Raw genomic sequence first — 14,187 nt, forward strand, 5'->3', positions numbered from 1 at the left:
CAGGAGGGCAGGGGCAGGCGAGAGTCGCCGGGTTCAGGGCGTGTTCGGGGGATCGGGGGCCGAGCGGGGGCGGGTGAGGCCGAGGTCGTAGGCGTAGATCACCGCCTGGACGCGGTCACGGGCGCCGATCTTGGCGAGGACGCGTCCGACGTGGGTCTTCACGGTCGACTCGGAGAGGACGAAATGGGCGGCGATCTCGCCGTTGGTCCAGCCCTTGCCGATGGCGACCAGGATCTCGCGTTCGCGGTCGGTGAGGGCGGCCAGCCGGGGGTCGAGGGCCGGGTCGGTGTCGGGACGCGGGATGTGCTGGGCGTACTCGTCGAGCAGGCGGCGGGTGAGCGCCGGAGCGATCACGGCGTCGCCCGCGGCCACCGCGCGGATGCCGGCGAACAGCTCCTCGGGGCGGGCGTCCTTCAGCAGGAAGCCGCTGGCCCCCGCGCGCAGGGCCGCGTGCACGTACTCGTCGAGGTCGAAGGTGGTCAGCACCAGGACCCGGGAGCGGCCGCCCCCGGCGACGATGCGGCGGGTGGCCTCGATACCGTCCATGCCGGGCATGCGGATGTCCATCAGGACCACGTCGGGGCGCAGTTCGGCTGCCCTGCGGACCGCGTCGGCGCCGTGGGCCGCCTCGCCGACCACGGTGGTCTCCGGGACGGACTCCAGCAGGACGCGGAAGGCGTAGCGCTGGAGCTGCTGGTCGTCGACGATGAGCACGGTGGTCACCGGGCACCGCCCTGCGGGGTGAGGTCGAGGCCGACCGCCACGCGCCAGCCGCCGTCCTCCGTGGGGCCGGCGTCGACGGTTCCGCCGTACAACGCGGCACGCTCGCGCATACCCATCAGACCGTGTCCTTCCTCCTCGCGCGGTCCGGCAGGCCCGGCGGGGGCGAGCGGGCCGGTGTCCCGGACCTCGATGTCCAGCCGCCGGTCGTCGGCGGTGATCGACAGGCTCACCCTGGTGTCGGTCCCGGCGTGCTTGAGGGTGTTGGTCAGCGCCTCCTGCACGATGCGGTACGCGGTCAGCTGTACGCCCGGGTCGAGGGCCCGCACGTCCCCGGTGGTGCGGTAGGCGACCTCCGGCCCGGCGGCGCGGACGCCCGCGCACAGCATGTCGACGTCGGCGATGCCGGGCTGCGGGCTGAGCAGCGAACCCGCCGACGGGTCGCCACCCGCCTCGCGCAGCACCCCGAGCACCCGGCGCAGCTCGTCCAGGGCCTGGCGGCCGGTGCCGCCGATCAGCCGCAGCGCCTCCTTGCCGCGTTCGGGAGCCGCGTCGGCGGCGTACGCGCCCGCGTCGGCGAGGGTGATGATGACGCTCAGGTTGTGGCCCACGACGTCGTGCATCTCGCGGGCCACCCGCGCCCGCTCGGTCGCCGTCGCCAGCCTGCTGCGCTGGTCGCGCTCGATCTCCAGACGGGCCGCGCGCTCCCGCAGCCCGGCCAGCTGGGCCCGGCGGATCCGGATCGCGATGCCGAGCGCGACCGCCGCGGTCGCCGTGCCGAGCAGGAAGAAGAGGGTGTCCCAGACCGACATCGTGGCGCGCACCCGCCACGCCACCAGCCCCATGGCGAGCGCCGTCACGGCACAGGCCCACGGCAGCCGCCGCAGCCGCCCGTGCAGCGCCAGGCTGTACAGCGCGACGAAGAGGGCGACGTCCGCCCGCAGCGCCGCGTCGAGGGACCACTGGACGACGAAGGCGGCGGCGATCACGCCGAAGACGGGCAACGGCGCGCGCCGCCGCCACCACAGGGGCAGTACCAGCCCGGCCTGAAGGGCCAGCGTCGGCGCCAGGGGCAGATCGGTGAGGTCCAGCCGCACGCCGTGCGGGCCCTCGGGAGTGCCCTCGACCAGCAGGTCCGGCAGGCAGCACACCAGGACGACCACCAGCACGACGGCGGTGTCCAGCGCCCACGGACGGCGCTGGTCGATCTGCCGCAGGCGCTGCCCGGTGGAGGCCAGCCCGGCGACCAACGGGCTCATGGCCCCGGCGTTCTCGATGCTCACGGTGTCACCTGCGGGGTCGACTGCCCGGGGGAGGAATGCCGCGCTGCGGCGCCGCCGCCCACGCTACGGTCAGGCACGGAGGGAGGCCAGTTCGACCACCGTCACGTCGGACGGCGCGCCCACCCGGGTCGGCGGACCCCACGCGCCCGCGCCGCGCGACACGTACAGCTGCGTGTCCCCGTACCGCTCGAGCCCGGCCACCGTGGGGTTCGCCAGCGCCGCCACATGGTTGAGCGGCCACAGCTGACCGCCGTGGGTGTGACCCGACAGCTGCAGGTCGACGCCGTGGCGCACGGCCTCGTCGACGAAGACCGGCTGGTGCGCCATCAGCACCGACGCGCGGGAGGGGTCGCGGTCGCGCAGCGCGGCCGCGAGGTCGGGGCCGTCGCCGTAGCCCTCGCCGGACACGTCGTTCACCCCGGCGAGGTCGAAGGCGGGGAGCTCGACGCGTTCGTTCGCCAGCAGGTCCAGGCCCAGTTCCTGGACCAGGGCGGTCCACTCCTCCACGCCGGAGAAGTACTCGTGGTTGCCCGTGACGAAGAATGACCCGTGGCGCGCCCGCAGCCGGCTGATCGGCTCCACCGCCGACCGGAGGTCCTCCACCGAACCGTCCGCGAGGTCGCCGACCACGGCGATCAGGTCGGGCTGCGTCGCGTTGACGGTCGCCACGACCCGCTCGGAGAAGGCGCGCCCCAGGACGGGACCCAGGTGGACGTCGCTGACCACCGCGATCCGGAAACCGTGCGCCGCCCGCGGCAGCTTCGCCAGCGGCACGGTCACCCGCTTCACCCGCGGCCCGCGCAGCACGCCGTACGTGCCCCGGCCGACCGTGCCGACGGCCGCGACGGCGGTCGCGCCGGCCACGACGCGGGCGACGAACACGCGGCGGGACAGCTCGGCGGGGTCCGCGGGCGAGCGGTCCGTGGAGGTGGGGTCTGCGGGCGTGAGGGCCGAGGAGGTGAGGTCAGCGGGCGTGGGGTCAGCGGGCTTGGGGGCCGGGGAGGACGCATGGTCGTCGGCCGGGACGGTGGCCGGTGCGGGGGCCGCCGTGAGGTCCGTCGCGGCAGCCGGGACCCGTGCCGCGGCCGTCGCGCGGGCGGCACGGCGACGCAGCCACCGGGCCAGCGCCGGCCGGACCGCCTCGCCGGCCAGCGCGCCGAGCAGCAGGTACAGCGCGACGGCGGCCCACAGGTAGCCGGGCCACGCCAGGACCCGGACCAGCCAGAACGGCAGGCCGAGCCGCGCGCCGGCGAACACCGCCACCAGCAGCACCGCCCCCGTGACGAACACCGCGGTGCCCGCCCGCCGCCCCACCGTGCCCGGAGCGGTCGTCGCCCGGACCATGCGCCGCCACACGTACCAGTGCAGGCCGCCCAGCACCGCAAGGACCACCGGTACCGCCAAGACGATCATGTATCCCACCGCGCAGCGGCCCTCTCCGACGTGTCCGGTCCCGTTCCGCCCGCCACGCTACGGAGCCACCGAGTACCCCCGCCTCGTACCACGGTGCGACATCCGGGCCCCCGGCTCAGCCCAGGGAGCGACGGCGGGCTCCTCCCGCGCCCGGTCCCGGACGGTCAGGGGCCGGACGGGTCACCGCCGGCCGCGGCGGTGGTGGTCACCGGCTCCCGGCCTCGTGCCGGAGCCACCGGTAGGCGACCGGCTGGGCCGCGTTCCAGCTCGCGGCGAGCTCGGCGGCCACCGGCGCGAACCCGGTGCCCTCGTAGCAGCGCAGCGCACGGTCGTTGTCGGGGTGGACGCGCAGGAAGACGTCCGCGTGGCCCGTCGCCAGGGCGTGCGCGAGCAGACCCCGTGCGAGGGTGCGGCCCAGGCCCTTTCCGCGGTGCCCGGGCGCCACGATGACGCGGGCGAGCTCGACCTCGTCCTCCTCGGCGTCCAGCCACAGCTCCCCGTAGCCGACGGCCTGCCCGTCCCCGTCGACGAGGACGTAGGCCCGCACGTCCTGGTCCTCCTGCCAGTCGGTGACCGTCCTCGCGGGCACGGGGAAGTCCCGACGTCCGCACCACATGACCACCTCCTCGGCGGAGGCCGGCCATCCGGCCACGGTCGCCGCGTGGGCGGGATCGAAGGGGGCGAGTTCCATGGGCGCCGGTCCATCCGTCGGGCGTGGTCTGACAAGCACACTCCAGGGGGCGTGCAGGCCGACAGTACGGTGCACACGCGGACGGATCCACCTGCCGTCGTCCGGCCACGGAGCCGCTGGGTGACGGTCGCTTGACCTGGACCGAGGTCCAGGGCCGAGGCTTGCGGCATGAGTGAAGCAGAGGAGTTGCCCGGCATCGCCGAGGTCGCGGCGCTGATCGGTCTGGCGCCCGACACGCTGCGGTACTTCGAACGCCAGGGCATCGTGCCGTCGCCCCGGCGCGACAGCGCGGGCCGTCGTCGGTACACCACGGCCGACGTGGAGCTGGTCCGCATGCTGGTCCATCTCCGGGAGACGGGGATGCCCCTGGCCGACATCGCGCAGTTCACCGGTGCCGACGGCAAGGTCACCGATCCGGCCACGCTCCGGCTCGAGCTGCTCACGGCTCATCGCCGGCGCTTCCAGGAGCGCCGCGAGGAGCTGGACCGTGCGCTCGACGTGATCAGCCGGAAGATCGCGGACTACGGCGAGCGACTCACGGGTGCGCCCGAATTCCTCGTCCGGCCGGACTGCGAGATCGCCTACGGCGTCCAGGGCGAGGGGCCACTGCTGTTCCTCGTCGGCGCTCCGGTGGGGCGAGCCGGCTTCGCGGCGCTGGCGCATGAGCTCGCGGGCCGGTTCAGCGTCGTCACCCACGATCCGCGCGGCATCGGCGCCAGCCAGGCGGGTCCTGGGGCGGCCGAGCCCACGCCCGAGGTACTGGCCGAGGACCTCGCCGCGCTCGTCGACCGGTTCACCGGCGGGCCCGCGCTGTTCGTCGGCACCAGTGGGGGTGCCGTGACGCTGCTGGAGCTGGCGAGACGAGTTCCTCACCTGGTGGGCCGGGCCGTGCTGCACGAGCCGCCGCTGGTGTCCCTCCTGGACGACCCGGACCTGGCGGACCGGGCGGCAGCGGCGTTCGCCGTGGCGGAGGCCGATCCTCAGCGGGCGGTGCAGGAGTTCTTCGATCTCAGCGGCGCGGCTCACCACACGGGTCCGGACGAGACGCCTCCCGCGCACATGGCACTGCCCGGACTGCCGGCCGAGGAACTCGACAAGAACCGCTACTTCCTGGGGCGGATGGCCGGCCCCACGGTCTTCTACGTGCCCGACATCGAGGCCACCCGTCAGGCCCCGGTGACCTTGTGCGCCGGTTCGCTGAGCCATCACCAGATGGCACGCCGGGCGACCCGGGCGCTCGCCGGACTGCTGGGGGTGCCTCTGCTCGACATGCCCGGCAACCACATGGGAGCGAGCGCCGAGCCTGCGGAGTTCGCCCGCGCCCTCCTGCCGCTGCTCGAACCCGGAGCGCCGCCGAGGCCGTTCCGCCGGTGAACACGCCGGGCGCTGCGACGAGCGGGGCCGCGCCCTACTCGTCCGAGGCGCCGCGCCCCGAGGCGGAGCTCCGGGGCAGGCTGCGCGCCGCCTCGCTGCCGAGCAGCGTCACCCGGGACACGACGCGGGCCCACCGCGGGGCGTCGCCGCGGGCGGTCCAGTAGACGCAGGCGCAGCCGCCGAGAACGAGCAGGACGACGAGCGACAGTACGAGGACCGCCATGTTTCTCCCCCTGTGTGGTGCGGTCGGTGGCTTCGTGCCAGGTGACAGGCGTATGCGACCTGGATGCGACCGCACAGGACAGGACGCGTGGGGTGCCGTGACAGTTCCGTGCACGGGAGCGGGGCGCCGCACCCGGGTCCCGCCCCGTCCGGAGGAGCGGGACGGGACCCGGGTGGAGGATGCCGGCCGTCAGCGGGAGGTGGTGGGCCGGATGTCGACGACGCGGTCGTAGCGGCCGAGCAGCACGAAGAGCGTGGTCCGCTGCGCCGTCTCCCCGCTGCCGAACGTCAGGGTGACGACGACCTCGTGGCCGTTGCCCACGGCGCCGTTGTCGGTCACCGTCCACCGCGCGGGGACGTTCTGGGCGCGCAGGACGCCGTCCACCCCGTTCTCCGTCTCCCAGGCCGCCAGCCGCGTGGCGAAGCCGGCCTCCAGGTAATGGTCGCGCAGCGCCGTGGCCAGGGCGCGGTCCGGGTCCGCGTAGTCGCCCTTGGCGTCGACGTAGGCGCCGTAGAAGTCGGCGACCCGAGTCAGGGCCTCCGCCGACCTGCCGGTGATCGTCCGCCGGGCGAGGACGCCGGCCGGCGCCTGCGTCGACGCCCGCGTGGTGGCCGCAACGGTGGTCGCCGGGGTGGTCGCCTGCGCCGAGACGGTGAGGGCCAGGGGGAGGGCGACGGCGGCGGCGAGGCAGGCGGCCAGGACGGTGCGGCGGACGCGCCGGCCCGCGGTCGTGCTCGTGCCGGTGCTCGAGTTGGCGTTCATCAGTTGATTCCTCTGTTTCGCTCGATCAGTGCGGTGGGTGGGTCGCCGGGTGGATGGCCCCCCGTTCGGCCCACCACGTGGCGGTGGGGTTGCGGGGAGGTTCCGGCGACGACAGGAGCGTCGGCGGGGCGGTGGGCCTGGGACAACGGATGAGGCGCCGGCCGCAACGGTGGAACCGTCCCAGCCCCTGTGACCTCTCCTTTTCCGGAAGCCTGGGACGCCGTCCCGGGACACGGAGGCAGGGGGAGCCGATGCCGTCGCAGGACGAGGTGGAGGAGTTCGCGGCGTTGCTGCGCGGACTGAAGGCGCGCACGGACCGCAGCTACGGTGCGCTCGCGCGGCGGCTGGACATGAACACCTCGACGCTGCACCGCTACTGCGCGGGGGACACCGTGCCGCTGGACTTCGCGTCCGTGGAACGGTTCGCGGCGTTGTGCGGGGCGACTCCGGCCGAGCGGGTCGAGCTGCACCGGAGCTGGATCCTGGCGGTGGCGGCCCGGCAGCGGGGGCCGGCCCGGACGTCGACGACCACCACGTCCGCCGCGTCGGCCCCTGGGAGGGTCACGCCCACCGAGGGGACCGTCGCGCCGACCGCCGGAACTGCCGCGCCCGGCGCGGAAACCGCCGCTCCGGCCGCCGGGGCAGCGGCGCCCACTGCCGAGGGGACCACTCCCGCCGCCGTGTCCGCGGAGGCACCCACGGCAGTCCCCGCGGAGACGCCTGCGGATACGCCCGCCCCTGCGGATACGCCCGCGCCCGCGCAGACGCGGCGGCCGTCCGGGCCGAAGGGCCGGGCAAGGCGGCGTCTCGTGGTGTCCGGTGTGGCGCTGGCCGCGCTGTGCGCCACGCTGGGCGGGGTGGCGGCCCTGTCGTCAGGGCGTGGGGCGACCACCACGGACGGCGGGGGGCCGAGTCACGCCACCGCCGACCCGCCGGGCGCGCGGCAGGGATCCTCGACCTCCGTGGACGGCCGGTCACCCGGCGGGCCCACGGCCTCGGCCCCGGGCGCTCCGAAGGCGTCCGGGGCCGGCGCGCCCGCTTCGGAGCCGTCCACGCACCCCTCCGCGGGGGCCTCCGCCGCCGCGGTCGCCCCCCTGGCCTGGAGCGTCGACTCCCAGCTGTGGGCGACCGGTTGCGATCACGACTACGTCATCGGCAAGGCACCCGCGGACGTCCCGCCGCCCCCGGCCCCGCAGGACGCGGCCCCGTGGGCGCGTTCGCAGAAGGCGGTGCACGGCGGCCGGACGCTCGTGGGCGTCTCCGTGCAGGGGCGGACGGACACGGCCGTGGTCCTGGAGGCGCTGCGGGTCCGCGTCGTGGGGCGGGCGGACCCGGTGCGGGGCGCCGTCTACTCCACGGGCCAGGGGTGCGGCAGCGACGTGACGCCGCGCTCGTTCGCCGTCGACCTGGACAATGACCGGCCCCTCGCCCGCCCGTTGCCCGGCAGCGACCGCGGCACGGACACGCCTGCGGTGCGCATGCCCTACAAGGTGTCCGCGACGGACCCGGAGGTGCTGCTGGTCGACGCCCGTACGACGGACTGCGACTGCCACTGGTACCTGGAGCTCGACTGGTCCTCGCAGGGCCGCACCGGCACCGCGCGCGTCGACGACCACGGCGTCCCGTTCCGCACCAGCGGCACCGAAGGGCTGCCGCACTACTGGTACGCGAACCGCGGCTGGAAGCCGTGGTGAGCCGGAAGCCGTGGTGAGCCGGACGGCCCCCGGAAGACAGAGGCAGTCACCCCCGGTCGCCCCCGGTCATCCCCGGGTGGGTGACGGGGAGGTCACGGCCGGGTGGCGCTCCCGACGTCGGGGTGGAGGGTGAAGACCTGGTCGAGGCCGGTGATGCGCAGGATCCGCTGCGTCCCGGAGGGCACGGCGGCGAGCGCGATGTCGGCCCCGGCGTCGAGGGCGTGGCTGCGCGCGGCGATCAGCGCGGTGATGCCGCTGGAGTCGCAGAACTCCATGCCGCCCAGGTCGAGGACCAGGCGCTGGCCCGGTCTCAGGGCGATGGTGGAGACGAGCGCGCGCAGCTCGGGGGCACTGGCGTAGTCGACGTCGCCGAAGACCTCCAGGACGGGCCCGGTGTCGGCGTTCCTCGTGGTCGTTCTCAGCATGCTCATCGGCTCGTACTCGTCTGACGGTCGGGGGCCGGGACGCCCAGGGCCAGCAGGGCGGTGTCGTCTTCGAGGCCTTCGCCGAAGCCGGCCAGCAGACCGGTGAGGGCTTCGACCACCGCCTGGGAGGACCGGCCGGCATGGCCGGCGGCGAAGGCGAGCAGGGCCTCCTCGCCGTACAGGCCGGTGCGGTCCTCGCCGGTGCGGGCCTCGGTGAGGCCGTCGGTGTAGAGCAGCAGGGTGTCGCCGGGGGCGAGCACCGTGGTCGCGGTGCCGACGGGCGCCGAGGGCAGGATGCCCACCACGAGGCCGCCCGGGGTGGGCAGGTAGTCGGCGGCGCCGTCGGCGCGCAGCACGATGACCGGCGGATGGCCGCCCGACGCGATCTCGACGGTCACTCGCCCGGTGACGGGGTCCGGCTCCAGGACGCCGAAGACGGCGGTGCAGTAGCGCGGGTCCCCGCCGGCCGAGTACCGGTCGTACAGCACCGTGTTGAGGGTGGACAACGCGGAGACCGGGTCGGGGTCGTGCAGGGCGGCGGCGCGCAGCGTGTAGCGCGTCAGCGAGGTGAGCGAGGCCGCCTTGGGCCCCTTGCCGCAGACGTCGCCGAGGAAGAACGCGAAACGCTTGTCGTCCACCGGGAACACGTCGTAGAAGTCGCCGCCGAGCCGCTCGGGGGAGGCGGTGTGGTAGTACGCGGTCGCCTCCACGCCGGGGACGGCCGGCAGGACGTCGGGCAGCAGCGAGTGCTGGAGGACGGCGAGGGCGTCCTGAAGCCTGGCCCGGTCGGCCTCGGCCTCCCGGCGGGCCTCCTCGGCCTCCCGGCGGGCTTCCTCGGCCTGCCTGCGCGCCTCCTCCGCCTGCTTGCGCGCCTCCTCGGCGGCCCGCCGTCGGCGCAGCAGCTCCTCCTCGTAGGCGCGGCGGTCCCGGGCGTCGAAGACGGTGGTGCGGATCAGCAGCGGATCGCCGGTGCCGCTGTACTTGACCACCGAGGAGACCAGCACGGGCATCCGGCCGCCGCCGGCCTGCTTGATGTCCAGCGCGATGCCGGTGAGTTCGCCCTGCATCCGCAGCAGGGGCGCGAAGTGCGTCTCGTGGTACAGCTTGCCGCCCACGGTCAGCAGGTCGGTGAACCGGATCCGGCCCACCACCTCGTCGCGATCCCTGCCGATCCACTCCAGCAGGGTGGCGTTGATCTTCGCGACGGTGCCGTCCATCAGCGTGGACAGGTAGCCGCAGGGCGCCGACTCGTACAGTTCCTCGGCGCTGTCCTCCAGCACCGCGGCGAACGCGGCGTCCAGGGTGCTCTCGTCGTCGGGGCCGTGCGGGTCCTGCTGCTGCCCGCTGCGGCACATCACCGCAGACCGTCCAGGAACGCGCGGATCGCCGCGTTGGTGGCCTCGGGGGCAGACAGGTGCGGGCAGTGGCCGGTCGCGTCGAGGGTGACCAGCGTCGAGCCGGGCACGGCCCGGTGGACGAAGGCGCCGACCTCCCGCGGGGCGATCGCGTCCTGGGTGCACTCCAGCACCAGCGTCGGCACCCGCACGCTCTTGAGGTCCTGCCGCGCGTCCGACAGGAACGTGGTGCGCGCGAAGACGCGCGCCATGTCGGGGTCGGTCGCGCAGAAGCTGTTCCTGAGCTCCTCGCCGAGCTCCGGCCGGTCCGCGTTACCCATGATCACCGGGGCCATCGCCCCCGACCAGCCCAGGTAGTTGGCCTCCAGGGACTCCAGCAGCTCCTCGATGTCCTCGGCGCTGAACCCGCCCCGGTAGCCCTCCTCGTCGATGTAGCGCGGCGACGGCGCCACCATCACCAGCGACCCGATGCGCTCCGGCGCCATGTCGGCGGCCAGCACGCCGATCATCGCGCTCACCGAGTGGCCGACGAACGCCGCGTCGCGCAGGTCGAGTGCCTCGCACACCTCCACGACGTCCCGGGCGTACCCGTGCAACGAGCTGTAGCGGTCCTCCGAGAAGGCCGAGAGGTCCGAGCGGCCCGACCCCACGTAGTCGAAGAGCACGACCCGGTAGTCGTCGACCAGGGCGGGCAGCGTCAGCCGCCACATGTTCTGATCGCAGCCGAACCCGTGAGCCAGCACCACCACAGGCCCCAGCGGATTGCCGGTGACGGTGACATTGTTCCTGCGAGCGATGTCCATGCCCTTCAGTCTCTCAGCCTCCGCGCACCGCTCGGGCACGGCCAGGTGGTCGCAGCGGCCCGCCCGGGCGACGCCCCGGCCGGTCCCGCCCGGCACGCCTCCCCGCTGCCGGCCCGCGTGTCGCGTCAACTGCAGTGCGCCGACGCGCTGTTGGCGCTGCCGTGTGCATGCGCGGCGGCAGCCGGGGTAGCGGGACGTGGCCGTCCGGACCGGGACGGCGTGCGACAGGGGGTAGCGCGTTGACAGCAGCGACTCGTTCGTTCGGCATGCGACTCGGCGGGGTCTGCCTCGCCGCCGTCACCCTGCTGACGTTCACCGGCTCACCGCAGGCCGCGAACTCGCTGCCCGGGCTGCGCGCCACCGCGGCCGAGTCCTCGGACGCGACGCTCGGTTACCGCGCCGACGGCCGGGCCGACGGGTACGCCGCGGAGGCCACCGCGGCCCCGCCGTTCCGGAAACTGTGGTCGAGGGACTTCGGCGCCGCCGTCTCCGCGCCCGTCGCGATCGGCGACAAGGTGTACGCCGTCGTCAACGCGGACGACGGCACGGAGGGCGGGCCGCGCATGGTGCTCGTCGGGCTCCGGGCCGCCACCGGCAAGAACCTGTGGCCGCCCGTCACCGTGACCGACAACGAACCGGACGCCTCGGTGACGTACGGCGGCGGGCTGCTGTACACCCAGACCTCGCGCGGCACGATCGCCGCCTGGGACCCGGCCACCGGGCGGAAGAAGTGGTCCGTGCGGCTCGAAGGCGCTTCCGTGCAGTACCCGGTCGCCTGGTACGGCGGCATGCTGTACCTCCAGGACGGCGTCGGCAACGCGCTGGCGCTGCGCGCCACGACGGGTGCCCGGGTGTGGACGGCGCCGCTCTCGGAGTACGGCTGGTCGCCCACCGTCGTCGACTCCACCGGTGTCTGGATCGGCTTCGACGACATCGCCTGGCACCACCTCGACCTGAGGACGGGCGCCGAACTGCACCGCTTCGAGGTGCCGGACATCTGGGGCGCCTACGGCAACCCGGTCGCCCTGGGCGCCGGGGCCGTCTGGGTGCGCGGCGGCAAGAGCTCCGACCCGACGGTCACCGCCTACGACCGTAAGACCGGTGCGGCCGTGCGGACACTGCCGGCCGACGCGACCCCCGCCTTCGGGCCCGGCCGCGTCTACGTCGCCCACCAGGGCAAGGTCAGGGCCCTGAGCACCAGCACCTACAAGGCCGCCTGGACGTACACCAGTTCCGTCGGCGCGGCCACGGTGCGGCTGGTCGCCAACGGTCACGTCTACGTGCAGGACGCCGACGGACGCCTCGTCGTGCTGGACGACAGGACCGGCAAGGCGGTGTGGTCCTACCGGCTCCACCCCGCGCCGCACCCGCAGACGCGGATCGTCGCCGAGGACGACTGGCGCGGTTTCGTCCCGCCCGGCATCGCCACGGCCAGGGGCCGGCTGTTCGTCCCCGGCGCCGAGGGGACCCTGATCGGCTTCGGCAAGGGGTAGGGGCGGGAAGCCCGGAGCAAGGGGCAGGGGTGGGAAGCCGGGAGCCGGTGGCGGGCAGCCGGGCGGCCCACTCCTGCGTGCGGGGGCGCAGGGGCGGTGCCACGATGGTGACGTTCTTCGTTCCCCAGGGCAGCAACGTCGAGTAGGCGGGTGCGTCGTATGGACAGGTCCGAGCTGGTCGAGGCGGTCACGCGGAAGGCCGCGGGAGGCGGTGACCTGTCCGACGCGCAGGTCGGGCGGGTCATCGACGCGGTGTTCGGCACCGTGGCCGAGCCGGGGGCGATCGCCGAGGCCCTCAAGGACGGCCGGACCGTCACGCTGGTCGGCTTCGGCAGCTTCCACCACGCGGACGGCGAGGCGGGCCTGCGCCCCGGCACGGCGCTCAACGAGTTCGTCAACGACCAGGTCCGCTGAGCGGCGGCCGCCGATGGCCGCGATGACGCTCCGGGCCACCGGCTCCGCGCCGCCCGGGACGGCCTGGCAGCGGTACGCCACACCCTCCCGCTGGCCGGCCTGGTCGCCGCAGATCAGGGCCGTGCGGGTGGACGCCGACCGCATCGCCCCCGGTCTGCGGGGCGAGGTGGTCTCGCTGTTCGGCGTCACCGCGCGGTTCGTGGTGGAGAGCGTCGACGAGGAGCACCGGCGGTGGACCTGGCGGGTCCGGCTCGGGCCCGTGCGCATGCGGCTGCACCACGCGGTGCTCGCCCGCCCCGCCGGTTCGGCCACCACCCTGCGCCTGGAGGGCCCGGCCCTCGCCCTCGCCGCGTACGCCGGCCCCGCCCGGTGGGCACTGGGACGCCTGGTGCGCGCCTGACGGGGCCCGGGGCGCGGGAGGGGCGACGCCGGGGCGGCACGTAGCCTTTCCCCATGCCGGCCTCCCGTCCCCGTCTGCACCGCGTCGCCGTGCTCGTGCTCGAGGGCGCCAAGCCGCTCGACGTCGGCATCCCCGCGCAGGTGTTCACGACCCGCGCGAGCATGCCGTACGAGGTACGGGTGTGCGGCGCGACACCCGGGCTCGTGACCGGCGGCGACGGCCTGTCGTACGCCGTCGCGCACGGCCTCGAGGCGCTGGAGTGGGCCGACATCGTCTTCGTCCCGGGCTACCGGTTCCCCGACCGCGAGGACCCGCCGCAGGCCGTCGTCGAGGCACTGGTCGCCGCCCACGCCCGGGGGGCCCGGCTCGCCGCCATCTCCACCGGCGCCTTCGCCCTCGCCGCCACCGGCCTGCTCGACGGCAGGAGGGCCACCACGCACTGGCACTACACGCGCGCCCTGCAGGCCAGGCACCCGCTGGTCCGGGTCGACGAGAACGTCCTCTTCGTCGACGAGGGCAGCGTGCTCACCTCGGCCGGCGCCGCCTCCGGCATCGACCTGTGCCTGCACATCCTGCGCGGCGACCTGGGGGTGGCCGCGTCCAACCACGCGGCCCGCCGCCTGGTCGCCGCGCCCTACCGCAGCGGCGGACAGGGACAGTACGTGCCGCGCAGCGTCCCCGAGCCGAAGGGTGAACGCTTCGGCTCCACCCGCGAGTGGGCGCTGCACCGGCTGGGCGAACCGCTGACGCTCGACGTGCTGGCCCGGCAGGCCGAGGTCTCGCCGCGCACCTTCTCCCGGCGCTTCGTCGAGGAGACCGGCTACACCCCGATGCAGTGGGTGATGCGCGCCCGCATCGACCTGGCCCGCGAACTGCTCGAGCGCTCGCAGCGCAGCGTGGAACAGATCGCCGCCGACGTCGGCCTGGGCACCGGGGCGAACCTGCGGCTGCACTTCCAGCGGATCCTCGGCACCACACCGAGCGAGTACCGGCGCACCTTCACCCAGGGGGAGTAGCCGGTCGCCGTCCGGCGGCCGGATCCGGCCGGTGGCACGATCCTTGCGAACTGTGGCGATCTCGCCACTGTCAGCGGCGTGACCTGCGAGGGAGGCTGGAGGGGAAAGGAAGGGACATCAC

15 protein-coding genes are annotated in these 14,187 nt (G+C 74.7%); 6 read left to right on the plus strand and 9 right to left on the minus strand.

Translation table 11 applies throughout. The features are described from left to right. Positions 1–33: 33 nt before the first annotated feature. The 4 genes from ABT026_RS11525 to ABT026_RS11540 all read right to left on the minus strand — a co-directional run bounded on the left by ABT026_RS11525 (position 34) and on the right by ABT026_RS11540 (position 4,107). Positions 34–723, minus strand: a complete 690-nt coding sequence (locus ABT026_RS11525; protein ID WP_351113972.1) for a response regulator — start codon at positions 721–723, stop codon at positions 34–36. Further along, positions 720–2,003: a sensor histidine kinase gene (locus ABT026_RS11530; RefSeq protein WP_502967951.1), complete on the minus strand. Its 1,284-nt coding sequence runs from the start codon at positions 2,001–2,003 to the stop codon at positions 720–722. The genes ABT026_RS11525 and ABT026_RS11530 overlap by 4 nt, the downstream gene beginning before the upstream one ends. Positions 2,004–2,072: 69 nt before the next feature. Continuing rightward, positions 2,073–3,425 carry a metallophosphoesterase gene (locus ABT026_RS11535; RefSeq protein WP_502967952.1) on the minus strand — a complete coding sequence of 451 codons (1,353 nt, stop codon included), beginning with the start codon at positions 3,423–3,425 and terminating at the stop codon, positions 2,073–2,075. A 196-nt stretch (positions 3,426–3,621) separates the two neighbouring features. Next, a complete protein-coding gene (locus tag ABT026_RS11540) occupies positions 3,622–4,107 on the minus strand; it encodes a GNAT family N-acetyltransferase (RefSeq protein WP_351113974.1) in 486 nt (161 codons plus the stop codon). A 168-nt stretch (positions 4,108–4,275) separates the two neighbouring features. Here ABT026_RS11540 and ABT026_RS11545 point away from each other — a divergent pair, with 168 nt between their 5' ends. After that, positions 4,276–5,481, plus strand: a complete 1,206-nt coding sequence (locus ABT026_RS11545; protein WP_351113975.1) for an alpha/beta fold hydrolase — start codon at positions 4,276–4,278, stop codon at positions 5,479–5,481. Positions 5,482–5,515: 34 nt separating this feature from the next. Here ABT026_RS11545 and ABT026_RS11550 read toward each other — a convergent pair whose 3' ends face one another. Beyond that, complete coding sequence (locus ABT026_RS11550) at positions 5,516–5,704, minus strand: hypothetical protein (RefSeq protein ID WP_351113976.1); 189 nt, start codon at positions 5,702–5,704, stop codon at positions 5,516–5,518. 189 nt (positions 5,705–5,893) lie between these two features. Further along, a complete protein-coding gene (locus ABT026_RS11555) occupies positions 5,894–6,466 on the minus strand; it encodes a hypothetical protein (RefSeq protein ID WP_351113978.1) in 573 nt (190 codons plus the stop codon). A gap of 251 nt (positions 6,467–6,717) precedes the next feature. On the opposite strand from ABT026_RS11555, the gene ABT026_RS11560 reads away from it, so the two are divergent. Beyond that, a complete protein-coding gene (locus tag ABT026_RS11560) occupies positions 6,718–8,160 on the plus strand; it encodes a helix-turn-helix domain-containing protein (protein WP_351113979.1) in 1,443 nt (480 codons plus the stop codon). A gap of 92 nt (positions 8,161–8,252) precedes the next feature. Here ABT026_RS11560 and ABT026_RS11565 read toward each other — a convergent pair whose 3' ends face one another. Genes ABT026_RS11565 through ABT026_RS11575 form a run of 3 tightly spaced genes read right to left on the minus strand, consistent with a single transcriptional unit; the run spans position 8,253 to position 10,743 of the window. Next, positions 8,253–8,591, minus strand: a complete 339-nt coding sequence (locus ABT026_RS11565; protein ID WP_351113981.1) for an STAS domain-containing protein — start codon at positions 8,589–8,591, stop codon at positions 8,253–8,255. Continuing rightward, entirely contained in the window at positions 8,588–9,940 is a 1,353-nt protein-coding gene (locus ABT026_RS11570; protein WP_351113982.1) for a SpoIIE family protein phosphatase, read from the minus strand. Before ABT026_RS11570 ends, ABT026_RS11565 begins: the two co-directional genes overlap by 4 nt. Next, complete coding sequence (locus tag ABT026_RS11575; protein ID WP_351113984.1) at positions 9,940–10,743, minus strand: alpha/beta fold hydrolase; 804 nt, start codon at positions 10,741–10,743, stop codon at positions 9,940–9,942. Before ABT026_RS11575 ends, ABT026_RS11570 begins: the two co-directional genes overlap by 1 nt. A 239-nt stretch (positions 10,744–10,982) precedes the next feature. Between ABT026_RS11575 and ABT026_RS11580 the strand changes: the two genes are divergently transcribed. The 4 genes from ABT026_RS11580 (at position 10,983) to ABT026_RS11595 (ending at position 14,066) form a co-directional block, all read left to right on the plus strand. Next, entirely contained in the window at positions 10,983–12,236 is a 1,254-nt protein-coding gene (locus ABT026_RS11580) for an outer membrane protein assembly factor BamB family protein (RefSeq protein ID WP_351113985.1), read from the plus strand. A gap of 159 nt (positions 12,237–12,395) precedes the next feature. Beyond that, on the plus strand, positions 12,396–12,650 hold the full coding sequence (locus ABT026_RS11585; protein ID WP_351113986.1) for an HU family DNA-binding protein: 255 nt from the start codon (positions 12,396–12,398) through the stop codon (positions 12,648–12,650). A 13-nt stretch (positions 12,651–12,663) separates the two neighbouring features. Next, positions 12,664–13,050, plus strand: coding sequence for an SRPBCC family protein (locus tag ABT026_RS11590; RefSeq protein WP_351113987.1), 387 nt, complete (start codon positions 12,664–12,666; stop codon positions 13,048–13,050). A 53-nt stretch (positions 13,051–13,103) separates the two neighbouring features. After that, positions 13,104–14,066: a GlxA family transcriptional regulator gene (locus ABT026_RS11595; RefSeq protein ID WP_351113988.1), complete on the plus strand. Its 963-nt coding sequence runs from the start codon at positions 13,104–13,106 to the stop codon at positions 14,064–14,066. Positions 14,067–14,187: the final 121 nt, after the last annotated feature.

The organism is Streptomyces sp. NPDC002734 (genome assembly GCF_040295685.1).
GTDB lineage: Bacteria > Actinomycetota > Actinomycetes > Streptomycetales > Streptomycetaceae > Streptomyces.

Coding starts and splice junctions, on each gene's coding strand:
- ABT026_RS11565 (WP_351113981.1), bottom strand. CDS start 8,591: ATGAGCATGCTGAGAACGACCACGAGGAACGCCGACACCGGGCCCGTC.
- ABT026_RS11575 (WP_351113984.1), bottom strand. CDS start 10,743: ATGGACATCGCTCGCAGGAACAATGTCACCGTCACCGGCAATCCGCTG.
- ABT026_RS11545 (WP_351113975.1), top strand. CDS start 4,276: ATGAGTGAAGCAGAGGAGTTGCCCGGCATCGCCGAGGTCGCGGCGCTG.
- ABT026_RS11550 (WP_351113976.1), bottom strand. CDS start 5,704: ATGGCGGTCCTCGTACTGTCGCTCGTCGTCCTGCTCGTTCTCGGCGGC.
- ABT026_RS11570 (WP_351113982.1), bottom strand. CDS start 9,940: ATGTGCCGCAGCGGGCAGCAGCAGGACCCGCACGGCCCCGACGACGAG.
- ABT026_RS11555 (WP_351113978.1), bottom strand. CDS start 6,466: ATGAACGCCAACTCGAGCACCGGCACGAGCACGACCGCGGGCCGGCGC.
- ABT026_RS11585 (WP_351113986.1), top strand. CDS start 12,396: ATGGACAGGTCCGAGCTGGTCGAGGCGGTCACGCGGAAGGCCGCGGGA.
- ABT026_RS11540 (WP_351113974.1), bottom strand. CDS start 4,107: ATGGAACTCGCCCCCTTCGATCCCGCCCACGCGGCGACCGTGGCCGGA.
- ABT026_RS11595 (WP_351113988.1), top strand. CDS start 13,104: ATGCCGGCCTCCCGTCCCCGTCTGCACCGCGTCGCCGTGCTCGTGCTC.
- ABT026_RS11560 (WP_351113979.1), top strand. CDS start 6,718: ATGCCGTCGCAGGACGAGGTGGAGGAGTTCGCGGCGTTGCTGCGCGGA.
- ABT026_RS11590 (WP_351113987.1), top strand. CDS start 12,664: ATGGCCGCGATGACGCTCCGGGCCACCGGCTCCGCGCCGCCCGGGACG.